Genomic DNA, 11,384 nt, shown 5'->3' with positions numbered 1-11,384 from the left:
GTAAGTTGGTGGCTATGGATATTTGGAATATAGTTGAAGAACATTTTAGATTAAATGAAATTATTGGAGATACTGTCCAAGCTAAGATTACATTATTTGAAACTTTAATTAAGCAAAAGGTACCTGGCATAAAAGATAAAGAAATCGAAACATTTAGACAAGCCATTGCTGGGGAAGTTAATAAAAATAAAGTAATTATAGAAAAAGCCATAGAGGATCCAGTAACCATTGCAACTCCAATTATAAAATACTTTGCGGCGGATGGAATAACAGAATTACAACCAGTTAAAATAATAGATCCAGTAGCAACAATATAATTATATTTAAAAGACCTGAGGTTAGAGAAATCTAGCTTCAGGTCTTTTTTTATTTTTTGTATAAGTATATAATATATGTAAATAATTTATTTTGGAGGCGATGGCCATAGAAGTTTTAAAAATTAGAGATACTTTTAAACTAATAAAAATTTCAGAAACCACCTATGAAATTAAAGATGGTGATGAATTAGTTTTAAAAATGGAAGGTACCTATACAGAAAAGGATTTGGAAGAACAATTCAATAATATTGGCAAGGGCTGCGTAATAATTTAATATTTTTTTATATATATTTATTTTTCTTTTCTTGTATATAAAATAATTTCATTAATTGTATGATTATACCTTTTATGGTACAATTCATTAAGAATTTAAAAGTACAAGGGGGAATAGACTTGAAAAAAAAACATATTATAATTGCAACTATAGCTGCGGCTAGTATATTTATAGTTGGTTATTTTGTAGGTGATAGTGCCGCAACAGATAGGGCAAATAAATTAGTAGATACAAGTGTAGCTATTAAAATAGCAAATTCTCAATCCGAGGCTAAACCAGTAACACCTTTAAAGGAGAAACCTAAAGAAGAGACAAAAATAAACACACTAACCAAATTGCCAGCAGAGCAGGAAGTTAAAGGCAGTAAAGTTACATTAAAAAAGGTTGTACAAGATGCTAATTCAATTAAAATTTATGTTGCATATGAAAATAAAACAAGTGAGACAATGCTAACTGGCGATTCGCAGTGCAAAATTATTAGCAGTAGTGTTCAATATGAATACAATTCAGATTTCAATTTTGAAAGATATTACGAGAAAAATATTGCTCATGCTCCTGATAGTATTGAACCTAGTGTAAAAGCTGATTCGATTATATTTTTTAAGCCAATACCTAACGTAGATAAAATTAATGTAATATTAAATGCAAACATGGAAAATTATAAGTTTAATAATGTAAAGGTAGAGATTAAATAAAAGAAGAAAGGTGCTGGTTAATCCAATGCCTTTCTTCTTTTATTTAAATTTTAAAGGAATATGGAAAGTTATGTTGAATTGTATATAATGACTAAAAATAGGGGGGCTTTTACATGAAAAAAGTAATAGGAATTTTAAGTATTGTTTTATTTACAATTATAACATTCCAATCTTGTGCGATGGGGGTAGGAAACGCAATGCAAAGTAAAACAGAAGCAAGCGGTTCAGCGGGCTTTATGTTGGCTTTAGCATGGCTTATTGCAGGAATAATTTTATTGTGTTCAAAGAAAAGCAAGGGTATGGTTATTACATCAATAGTATTTTATGCACTTGCTGGGATTGTAGGAATAGCCAATGTAGGTTCGTTTAGTGATTTACAAATATGGGCAGTAATTTCTTTTATATTTACAGGGTTATTGATATTCCACCTAATCAAAAATAAGCAATTATACGTTAAGCAACCTAAAAACGTTGCAGGATAACAAATAACATAGATACAATAAAAAGTAGCTAGGGTATAAAGCCTTAGCTACTTTTTATTCCTGTTCTTTTAACCATCTTTCAAGTACCTCATTAACTAAAGCGGATAGACTTTTCTTCTCCCTGTCCTTAAGTAGCCTTATTTGCACCTTTTCTTTTAGATCCGGTTCTATATATACCGTAGTTTTTTCATTCATGCTAACACCCCATAGATAATTATACGAACTATGGGGTTTACTGCATACCGTTATGCATGCACAATGCTTAAAAAATAAAGCATCATTGTTGGGACAATTAATACAAACATCAACCAACTTATATGGACACACCTCTAAAACTTTTCCTATTTCCAGCAATCTAAACAATTTAATCCTATATTTTTGATTTTCTAAATCAGACAGATAACTTTGGCTCACTCCTATTTTATTTGCAAGTTCGGTTACGCTAATACCTTTCGCCTTTCTTATTTCTTTTATTTTCAATTTATAATTATTCATATATAATAATAATATTATAAGATAAAATGTTTGTAAATAGGATAATGAAGGGCATTTTGTAAGTATTTAGTGCAATAATGTCGAAAGTATCGAGGTACTCGATAGATTTTCGATTTATAATGTAAGAAGAAGAAGAAAGCTATTGACTATATGGAATAGGATAATATCCTGTTGAATATATGAGAACGCTTGTTCTATTTAATCGAATGTGTTATTATTAATCTATTAAGGATGCATATGGAAAATTAGACAAATTAAACGAGGGGGATAAAATTATGGGGCAGGTAAAAAATAGCGAAGAGGATGTTTTAATTTTAAAAAAAACGGGAGATAATAATACAGATACCAATACAAAAACAATATCAAGACTATTGGTATTGGAGATAGATTACATTAATAAAATAGAAAAAGTACTAGCCCAATATATTATTGGCTAGTACTTTAAATAATATTCGTCAAAAATTCGTCAAAAACCATATGAAAAAATTAGATATAAAATAAAAGCCTTCCTTTATATATGTCCTACTAAAATGTTATAATATAGACCTTGCGGAAAAAATAAAGTAAAATAGGAAACAAATCGATGTTCCTTGAATATTATATTAATAAGCACTATTAGGAGGAACCTCCGTGTTTTTCATGAATTGTTTATTAGATATGATTGGAAATGTTACATTTTTAACTGCTTATATTACTGGTAGTAGTTCATTTCCCCAACCATTAAGTGAAGAAGAAGAAAAATGCTATTTAACAAAGTTAAAACAAGGCGATTTACTAGCAAAAAGTACATTAGTTGAACGAAATTTAAGACTAGTTGCCCATATAGTAAAAAAATATTCCTATCCAGGAAAGGACGTAGATGATTTAATATCAATTGGAACTGTGGGATTAATTAAAGCCATTGATTCCTTTGATACAAGTAAAGGAACAAGGCTTGCTACCTATGCTGCAAGGTGCATAGAAAATGAGATACTCATGCTTATTCGCAATAATAAAAAAACAAAAGGTGAAGTGTATTTGCAGGACCCTATTGGAATTGATAAAGAGGGAAATGAAATATCTCTTATGGATGTATTAAGTAGTGATGAAGATTCTATTATTGAGATTGTAGAAAATAAAATACAAATTAAAAAGCTTTATAGTAAGATAAACTTAGCTTTAATGGATAGAGAAAAAATAATAATTCAGATGCGTTATGGATTACTTGATGGAAATCCTCGAACTCAAAGAGAAATTGCATTAATTCTGGGAATTTCTAGGTCTTATGTATCTAGGATTGAAAAAAGAGCATTGAAGAAACTTTATAGGGAATTAAATAGTACTAATAAACCTAGACTCAATTGTTCTAATAAATAGTTATAGAGAATAGAAAAAAATAAAAAAAGGAGAATTTTATAATTCTGTCGAATATTATAAATTGTCCGTATTATAACTTGGAGATGATAAATTGAAATATACTGGATTATTAGGAAACAATATACAATATTCTCGTTCACCGAAAGTTCATAATGAGTATTATAGACTAAATGGATATGATTTTAATTATAAGTTATTTGATTTACAAAAGAATGAAATACCTTATTTTATTGAAAGTTTAGATGATAATAATATAATAGGATTTAATGTAACTATACCTTATAAAGAGCATATTATTAATTTCCTAGACAAGGTTATGTATCCAGCAAAAGATATAGGAGCGGTTAATACAGTCGTATTAAGAAATAATAAGCTTATTGGATACAATACAGATTATTTAGGTTTTATTAAAAGCTTACAAGTAGAGGGGATTAATTCTCTAAATGGTAGAGCGCTAATTATTGGAAATGGAGGAGCGGCAAAAAGCGTATTTTTTGCACTTAAAGATTTGGGAATAGAATGTATAGATATTACAGGAAGAGACAAGTGTAAAATTATACGTAAATTTTCTGAAATGGATAATTTTGTAGAATTTAATTCGGTTATAGATTGCAACAACTACAATATAATTGTAAATTGTACACCGCTAGGTGGAATAAATTATCTTGAGAAATTGACATTAAAACTAGAAAATACTTCAGAAAAAAATATATTATACGATTTAAACTATATACCCGAGAAAACATTGTTTTTAAAGCAAGGTGAAGAAAATGGAGCAAAGATTATAAATGGCAACAATATGCTTAAATTTCAAGCCCATTTTGCAATAGATATTTGGAAAGCTTCATTAAAAGAACAGGGGGAAAAATAATGATATCACTTAGTGAATTGCTAGAGAAAACTACGGAACAAAATGCATCAGATTTGCACTTAACAGTTGGTTCCGTGCCAATTATTAGAGTTAATGGACATCTAATACAAGTAGGGAAAGATAAATTAACTCCATCAGATACTGAAAAATACTCAAGGGAAATTTTGCAAGATTCTTATGAAGAATACTATGAAAATGGAGAAATTGATACCTCTTACTCTATTGGAGGACTTGGAAGGTTTAGAGTTAATGTTTATAAGCAAAGGGGAAGCGACACTATAGCTATTAGAGTAGTTGCGCTAAAAATACCTACACTTAAACAACTTGATTTTCCAGAGGTTGTTCGCGCCCTTACCACAAAGCAAAGAGGGTTAGTTTTAGTAACAGGACCTACAGGCAGTGGTAAAAGCACCACACTAGCTGCTATGGTTAATGAAATTAATTCTACTAGAGCATGTAATATTATAACATTAGAGGATCCTATTGAGTATTTGCATAAACATAATAAATCCATCATTAATCAAAGAGAAATTGGAAAAGACAGTAAAAATTATAAAAATGCTTTAAGAGCTATCCTTAGAGAAGATCCAGATGTTATATTAGTAGGCGAAATGAGAGATCTTGAAACAATTTCTATTGCTATTACCGCAGCTGAAACAGGACATTTGGTTTTCTCTACGCTACATACTATAGGTGCGGCAAAAACAGTAGATAGAATAGTGGATGTATTTCCTCCACATCAGCAGCAACAAATTAAAGTCCAGTTAGCTGCAGTAATGCAAGGAATAGTATCTCAGCAATTACTACCTAAAGTTAATGAAAAAGGAAGAGTGGCGGCCCTTGAGATAATGATATCAACTCCAGCAATCCAAAACCTTATAAGGGAAGGTAAAACACATCAATTACAGTCTTGTGTTCAAACTGGTGGGAAATATGGTATGAAAACTATGGACATGTCCATTGCAGATTTATATAAAAAAGGCATTATATCAAAGGATGAAGCGATGACGTACTCAGTAGACAATGAAATGATGTTAAGAATGCTATCACTTTAGTCAATAATTAAATTGAGCTAAAAGCATAGAGTAATTATAGCTTTTAGCTTTATTTTTATTTTAAAGCTAAATTTTAATGACATTTCAGAAGAAAAGTATCCCCCTTCTATAATCGGAAGATACATATTATAACAAAGAAAAAACTTCGGTGGCGGTCTAGATATCTTTCAAAGTCGTTAATACTGCAGCATCAAAGGTTATGATTAAATCCTATATTAAATGGATAAAGTTACCTGAGTAATATAATATTGCTTTTTTTATATATTGCTATTATACTAAGCCTAGAAGAAAAGTTAACTTTTTAACATTATAATTATAATTATTATTATAATTATAGTTATAGTTTACTAATTCTAAATTAAGTTTACATACTTCTACAGAAATAGGAAAAAAAGCAAGCGACTTTAATTGTATTTAAATTTATAATAAATATTATAAAAAATTCATTTAAATAAGAGGAAAATTTATTTTTTTGTTGAATATATACACTTGAGGTTTCTCTTATGAGGGGGGATAAACTTAATGAATGAACATATAGTAGGAATCGATTTAGGGTCATCGAAAATATGCGGAGCAGTTGGTAAGATTGCTAGCAATGGAAAACTTCAGATTATAGGCATTACATCAGTGGTATGTAGTGGTTTAAATAAATCAGTTGTAATTGATATTGATAGTACAGCTGAAGCTATAAAGCAATGTATCACACAATTAGAGCGTATGACAGATATACAAATAAGTGAAGGATATATATCACTACCTGGAGGAATTTGTGAACTAGTAAGAAATACTGGAATGATTGCAATATCTTCTGAAGACAGAGAAGTTAAACAATCTGATGTGGACAGAGTAATTGAAGCGGCTAAACTTATATCAGTTCCATCCGATAAAGAAATAGTTGGGGTTGAACCTGAACAATATATTGTTGATGGATATGACAATATCAAAGACCCAATAGGAATGAGTGGAGTAAGACTAGAAGTTGAAGCACAAGTAGTCATGGCACAATCTACCGTAGTTAGTAATTTGTTGAAAAGTGTGAAACGTGCTGGAATTAAAGTTAATGGGATAGTACTTCAACCATCAGCTATTTCAGAAGCTGTGCTACGAAGAGAAGAGAAAGATATGGGTATAGCAATCGTAGATGTTGGAGCAGAGACCATTGATATCTCAATATACAAGGGTTCAAAATTAAAATATACTTCTATTCTTCAATTAGGTGGAAATAACATAACCAATGATATAGCGGTTTGTCTTAAGGTTCCATTTAGCGAAGGTGAAAGATTAAAGCTTAAATATGGAAGTTTAGTTAAAGGTAAAGAAACCGATGTAGAGAAAATCAGAGTTAAAGATTCTTATGATAATTTTACGGATATTGATAATAACTTATTAATTGATATAATTGAGGCTAGAGTAGAAGAATTATTAAATTTAATTAAAAGCAACTTATTAAATAGTGGATTTTATAAAGAAATTTCTGGTGTAGTTATAGTTGGTGGAGGTATCTCTTTATTTAGAGGCACCACTGAGTTAAGTAAAGAGATATTCAATAAGTCAGTGAGAATAGGTTCTCCAGATTATGTGGGAGCGGCTAGCCCTATATATGTTACAGCAGTTGGAATAGTTGTACAAGCTGTTAATAATCTTAAAACTAGCAACAGTTTTTCTGAAGAAATAGATGAAAGTAAATGGTCAAAAAAACAAAATAAAAGTGGGAAAAACGATTTTGCAGCAAAAATCAAAGGGTTTTTTGCAGACTTTTTCTAATAAGGAGGTAGTGTTGTGCTAGATTTTGATGTTGATGTTCAAGAATTTGCTCAGATAAAAGTAATTGGGTGTGGTGGCGGAGGAAATAACGCTATAAACAGAATGATTATGGAGGGACTTAAAAACGTAGAGTTTATAGCTATAAATACAGATAAACAAGCTTTAATTCTTTCTCAGGCGGTACAAAAAATTCAAATTGGAGATAAACTAACTAAGGGGCTAGGAGCAGGAGCCAATCCAGAGATTGGTATGAAAGCAGCAGAAGAAAGCAGAGATGAGATATCCCAAGCTATAAAAGGCGCAGATATGGTGTTTATTACTGCAGGTATGGGGGGCGGTACTGGTACTGGAGCTGCACCTGTGGTTGCAGAAATTGCTAAATCTATGGGAATACTGACTGTAGGAGTTGTAACAAAGCCATTTCCTTTTGAGGGCAGAAAAAGAATGATTAATGCTGAAATAGGAATAAAAACTCTTAAAGAAACGGTAGATACTTTGGTGACAATTCCAAATGAAAGATTATTAACCATGGTAGATAAGAAAACTACATTGATGGACTCTTTCAAAATGGCAGATGATGTTTTAAGACAAGGTATACAAGGTATATCTGACTTAATTACTATACCCGGTCTTGTAAATCTAGATTTTGCAGATGTAAGAACAATTATGCTTGCAAAAGGTCTTGCACATATGGGTGTTGGTAGAGCCTCAGGTGATAATAGATCCCAAGAAGCAGCAAAGCAAGCTATTTCAAGCCCATTACTCGAAACTTCTATAGTTGGTGCTACTGGTGTACTTTTAAATATTACTGGTGGAACTGATTTAGGACTCCTTGAAATAAATGAAGCTGCGGAAATTGTTCAAGGAGCTGCAGATCCAGATGCTAATATTATATTTGGTGCAGTTATAGATGAAAATCTAAAAGATGAAATAAGAATAACAGTTATAGCAACTGGCTTTGAAAATGAACAAATCTTAAAAAATAAAACTGTACCAAAGACTAAAGAAAAAGAATTTGTTAAACCTATCGAAGAAGCTGCCTATACTAAAGATTATGAAAGTTCTGATTTGGAAATTCCAGCTTTTTTAAGAAGACAAAGTAAGTAAACTATATTTTATTAAATAGACTAGTCTAGAATAGACAAGTCTACTGGCTTGTGATTTATTTAAATTTAATTAACAAATAATAAAGTGCCGAAAGGCGCTTTATTTGCGTTTGAAACAAAATATGGGAATTGATGACGGTTTATAAAAGAATAAAATTTATAAATGTGGTAAAAAATGACAAAATTTTGATTGTATAAGTTATATAATGTTTTTAAAGGAGGAAGGACGAGTGATAGTATATGTAGATGTTCTTATATTAGTAAATTTTATAGTTAATCTATTCATATTGCATGTTACTGTTCAAACATTAAGAAAAAGAGTAAATCTTATGTGGATGTGCCTATCAAGTTTTGTGGGTAGCTTATATGTTTTAACAGTAGTGTACCCAAAGCTTAAATACTTGTCATATATACCTTTTAAAATATTAATAGTCATTGCAATGATTTTAATTGTTTTTAGAGAAAAAAAATTTTTATTCAACATTAAGGCTTGTTTAGTATTTATATTATATTCAATTCTTTTAGCTGGGATGTGTTTATTTATTCAAATAAGTAATAGTGATAATATGTCATTTAATATAATTATAATAAATTTTCCTTATGAAAAATTACTTCTTTCAGTAATGATAATTTATATATTGATATACAGGATCATAATTTTTATAGGGGATAGAAAAAAAATATTAACACTTATATACACTGTTGATATAGTTAATAAAAGTTATAAAAAAACTATTGTGGCATTTTTAGATACAGGAAATGAGCTTCGGGAGCCTGCTACTAATTTGCCAGTGTTAATTGTTGAAAGGGATATTTTAAGTGAGGTAATGCTGAAAAAAAACAATACTTATTACATTCCATATACTGTACTTAATGGTACAAAGGGTAGGCTTGTAGGGTTTAAACCAGAGTATATTAATATTCATATTGATAAAAAAAACATTGAAACAAGAGATGTAATTATAGCCTTTTGCGAGTATAAATTAAGCAAAGATAATGATTATAACGGGCTTATGTCTAGAGGTATACTCAGTTTATAGGTTCATATAACAATAATCATTGTTTACAAATAATAGAAAGAGGAGGACATTATGTTTAATTTTAAAGTAGTGTTAAACAAGTTGATTGTTAAGTTCAAAGTATTTTCAAAAAATTTGTTTTATATAGGGGGGAATGATGCACTACCGCCTCCTTTAACTAAGGATGAAGAGGATGAACTAGTAGTCAGATTAGATACAGGAGATAAAAAGGTGAGAGCCACCTTAATCGAAAGAAATTTAAGACTAGTAGTATATATAGCTAGGAAGTTTGAAAATACAGGTGTAAATGTTGAAGACTTAATTTCTGTAGGAACCATAGGGCTTATCAAAGCAGTTAATACTTTTGACCCTGAAAAAAAAATCAAGCTAGCTACATACGCTTCAAGATGTATTGAAAATGAAATTTTAATGTATCTTAGGCGGAATAGTAAAATTAAAACGGAAATTTCTTTTTATGAGCCTCTAAATGTTGATTGGGATGGTAATGAATTATTACTTTCCGACATTCTTGGCACAGAGAATGATGTGGTTTACAATATTATTGAAGATGATGTAGATAAACAATTACTTTGGCTTGCTATGCAACGTTTAAGTGCAAGAGAAAAAGAAATTGTGCAACTAAGATTTGGATTAAATGGAACTACAGAAAAAACACAAAAGGAAGTGGCTGATATACTTGGAATATCACAATCTTATATTTCAAGACTTGAAAAAAGAATTATAAAAAGATTAAAAAAAGAAATTAATAAAATGGTGTAAGGTTCTCTTTAGTATAAAAATTAAACCATTATGTATAAGGTTCCCAAGTGGGACCTTTTTGCAATCTAATTTTAAATTATGATTAAAAGTTCCTATTTTCATATGTCATATTCTAAGAAATTTTAAAATGTTTTAATTATAAATAATATTTTTAATAACTAATGAATATAAATAATATAAAGTGTAAGGCATTTTTAAAAATAGATTAGTGCACGTGACTAGGTGTTTTACAAATCTTATGGGGGGGAATAAAGTGGATAGCTTAATGTTTGCCATAAATAACTTAAGACAGATGGAAATTATAGATATAAATTCAGGTTCTAAAATGGGATATATCAAAGACCTAAAAGTCAATTGTGAAGAATATAGAATAATTTCAATATTACTTCCAACTCAAAAATCATCTTGGTTCAATAAAAATAATAGTATAGAGATACCTTGGGAAAAGGTGAAAAAAATTGGCGTGGACGTTATTCTTGTAGATGGAAGTGATATAAATATAGAAAATGAATAAGGTGGCACATAAAAACAAATAACAAGTCATTGCACTTGCTATTTGTTTTTATGTGCCTAACCTTTTTAATTTATAAGAAAAAGTGTATAATGTTAGTATATTTGTTAACTAAAGAAGGAAAAGGGCGTGAAGAATATTGAAGTGTCCATATTGTAGCTGTGAAGAAAGTAAAGTAGTTGATTCTAGATCAACAGAGGATAATATTGCAACTAGAAGAAGACGTGAGTGTCTGAGTTGTTTTAAGCGATATACTACTTATGAAAAAGTGGATGATATACCTATTTTAGTAATAAAAAAGGATTCTAATAGAGAATATTTTGACAGAACAAAAATAATAAATGGCCTTATGAAGGCCTGTCAAAAGAGGCCAGTATCAAGAATGCAAATTGAAGCCATTTGTGATGAGGTAGAAAAACAGTTGAATAATGAAATGCTTACAGAAGTAAAATCTGATTATATAGGAGAAATTATTATGAGTATACTAAAAAATGTAGATGAGGTTTCTTATGTGAGATTTGCTTCAGTTTATAGGCAATTTAAAGATATAAATACGTTTATGGAAGAAATAAGAAAATTAATGTCTAAGGAATAAAAATACCCTTAGGCATTTTGTGTTTTTGAAAATTAAAATATTTACATTGTATGTATTATAAATG

General features: G+C 29.7%; 14 protein-coding genes and 1 pseudogene. 14 read left to right on the top strand and 1 reads right to left on the bottom strand.

The window, feature by feature from the left end; translation table 11 throughout:
* The 4 genes and pseudogenes from ACREV6_RS07030 to ACREV6_RS07015 form a co-directional block, all read left to right on the top strand.
* Positions 1–317: pseudogene (locus ACREV6_RS07030) on the top strand (hypothetical protein); the annotation flags it as partial.
* Positions 318–417: 100 nt separating this feature from the next.
* A complete protein-coding gene (locus ACREV6_RS07025; RefSeq protein WP_431577287.1) occupies positions 418–591 on the top strand; it encodes a hypothetical protein in 174 nt (57 codons plus the stop codon).
* 119 nt (positions 592–710) lie between these two features.
* Positions 711–1,286, top strand: coding sequence for a hypothetical protein (locus ACREV6_RS07020; protein WP_431577286.1), 576 nt, complete (start codon positions 711–713; stop codon positions 1,284–1,286).
* 113 nt (positions 1,287–1,399) lie between these two features.
* On the top strand, positions 1,400–1,768 hold the full coding sequence (locus tag ACREV6_RS07015) for a hypothetical protein (RefSeq protein WP_431577285.1): 369 nt from the start codon (positions 1,400–1,402) through the stop codon (positions 1,766–1,768).
* A gap of 54 nt (positions 1,769–1,822) precedes the next feature.
* Here ACREV6_RS07015 and ACREV6_RS07010 read toward each other — a convergent pair whose 3' ends face one another.
* The gene (locus ACREV6_RS07010) at positions 1,823–2,263 is read right to left on the bottom strand and encodes a helix-turn-helix domain-containing protein (RefSeq protein ID WP_431577284.1); all 441 of its coding nucleotides are present in this window, start codon (positions 2,261–2,263) and stop codon (positions 1,823–1,825) included.
* 275 nt (positions 2,264–2,538) lie between these two features.
* On the opposite strand from ACREV6_RS07010, the gene ACREV6_RS07005 reads away from it, so the two are divergent.
* The 10 genes from ACREV6_RS07005 to nrdR all read left to right on the top strand — a co-directional run bounded on the left by ACREV6_RS07005 (position 2,539) and on the right by nrdR (position 11,320).
* Positions 2,539–2,700 carry a hypothetical protein gene (locus tag ACREV6_RS07005; RefSeq protein ID WP_431577283.1) on the top strand — a complete coding sequence of 54 codons (162 nt, stop codon included), beginning with the start codon at positions 2,539–2,541 and terminating at the stop codon, positions 2,698–2,700.
* A gap of 202 nt (positions 2,701–2,902) precedes the next feature.
* Complete coding sequence (sigK, locus tag ACREV6_RS07000) at positions 2,903–3,619, top strand: RNA polymerase sporulation sigma factor SigK (protein WP_431577298.1); 717 nt, start codon at positions 2,903–2,905, stop codon at positions 3,617–3,619.
* Between the two features lie 91 nt (positions 3,620–3,710).
* Positions 3,711–4,490 carry a shikimate dehydrogenase gene (aroE, locus tag ACREV6_RS06995; RefSeq protein WP_431577282.1) on the top strand — a complete coding sequence of 260 codons (780 nt, stop codon included), beginning with the start codon at positions 3,711–3,713 and terminating at the stop codon, positions 4,488–4,490.
* Complete coding sequence (locus ACREV6_RS06990; RefSeq protein WP_431577281.1) at positions 4,490–5,545, top strand: type IV pilus twitching motility protein PilT; 1,056 nt, start codon at positions 4,490–4,492, stop codon at positions 5,543–5,545. Before aroE ends, ACREV6_RS06990 begins: the two co-directional genes overlap by 1 nt.
* Positions 5,546–6,067: 522 nt before the next feature.
* Positions 6,068–7,309 carry a cell division protein FtsA gene (ftsA, locus tag ACREV6_RS06985; RefSeq protein ID WP_431577280.1) on the top strand — a complete coding sequence of 414 codons (1,242 nt, stop codon included), beginning with the start codon at positions 6,068–6,070 and terminating at the stop codon, positions 7,307–7,309.
* A 15-nt stretch (positions 7,310–7,324) separates the two neighbouring features.
* A complete protein-coding gene (ftsZ, locus tag ACREV6_RS06980; RefSeq protein WP_431577279.1) occupies positions 7,325–8,416 on the top strand; it encodes a cell division protein FtsZ in 1,092 nt (363 codons plus the stop codon).
* A 229-nt stretch (positions 8,417–8,645) separates the two neighbouring features.
* Positions 8,646–9,455, top strand: coding sequence for a sigma-E processing peptidase SpoIIGA (spoIIGA, locus tag ACREV6_RS06975; RefSeq protein ID WP_431577278.1), 810 nt, complete (start codon positions 8,646–8,648; stop codon positions 9,453–9,455).
* 51 nt (positions 9,456–9,506) lie between these two features.
* Positions 9,507–10,214, top strand: a complete 708-nt coding sequence (gene sigE / locus ACREV6_RS06970; RefSeq protein ID WP_431577277.1) for an RNA polymerase sporulation sigma factor SigE — start codon at positions 9,507–9,509, stop codon at positions 10,212–10,214.
* 265 nt (positions 10,215–10,479) lie between these two features.
* A complete protein-coding gene (locus ACREV6_RS06965) occupies positions 10,480–10,728 on the top strand; it encodes a YlmC/YmxH family sporulation protein (RefSeq protein ID WP_431577297.1) in 249 nt (82 codons plus the stop codon).
* 136 nt (positions 10,729–10,864) lie between these two features.
* Positions 10,865–11,320 (top strand): transcriptional regulator NrdR, encoded by a 456-nt coding sequence (nrdR, locus tag ACREV6_RS06960; RefSeq protein WP_431577276.1) that lies wholly within the window; start codon positions 10,865–10,867, stop codon positions 11,318–11,320.
* Positions 11,321–11,384 lie beyond the last annotated feature (64 nt).

The sequence above is a fragment of the Clostridium sp. genome (genome assembly GCF_050717515.1).
GTDB lineage: Bacteria > Bacillota > Clostridia > Clostridiales > Clostridiaceae > Clostridium_AD.
The sequence above is the reverse complement of the archived record's forward strand: the minus strand, read 5'-3'. Positions and strand labels throughout refer to the sequence as shown.

Excerpts from the sequence above, each read along its gene's own strand:
- ACREV6_RS06965 (WP_431577297.1), top strand. The coding sequence starts at position 10,480 with ATGTTTGCCATAAATAACTTAAGACAGATGGAAATTATAGATATAAAT.
- ACREV6_RS07025 (WP_431577287.1), top strand. The coding sequence starts at position 418 with ATGGCCATAGAAGTTTTAAAAATTAGAGATACTTTTAAACTAATAAAA.
- ftsA (WP_431577280.1), top strand. The coding sequence starts at position 6,068 with ATGAATGAACATATAGTAGGAATCGATTTAGGGTCATCGAAAATATGC.
- ACREV6_RS06990 (WP_431577281.1), top strand. The coding sequence starts at position 4,490 with ATGATATCACTTAGTGAATTGCTAGAGAAAACTACGGAACAAAATGCA.
- sigK (WP_431577298.1), top strand. The coding sequence starts at position 2,903 with ATGAATTGTTTATTAGATATGATTGGAAATGTTACATTTTTAACTGCT.
- sigE (WP_431577277.1), top strand. The coding sequence starts at position 9,507 with ATGTTTAATTTTAAAGTAGTGTTAAACAAGTTGATTGTTAAGTTCAAA.
- ACREV6_RS07005 (WP_431577283.1), top strand. The coding sequence starts at position 2,539 with ATGGGGCAGGTAAAAAATAGCGAAGAGGATGTTTTAATTTTAAAAAAA.
- ACREV6_RS07010 (WP_431577284.1), bottom strand. The coding sequence starts at position 2,263 with ATGAATAATTATAAATTGAAAATAAAAGAAATAAGAAAGGCGAAAGGT.
- ACREV6_RS07015 (WP_431577285.1), top strand. The coding sequence starts at position 1,400 with ATGAAAAAAGTAATAGGAATTTTAAGTATTGTTTTATTTACAATTATA.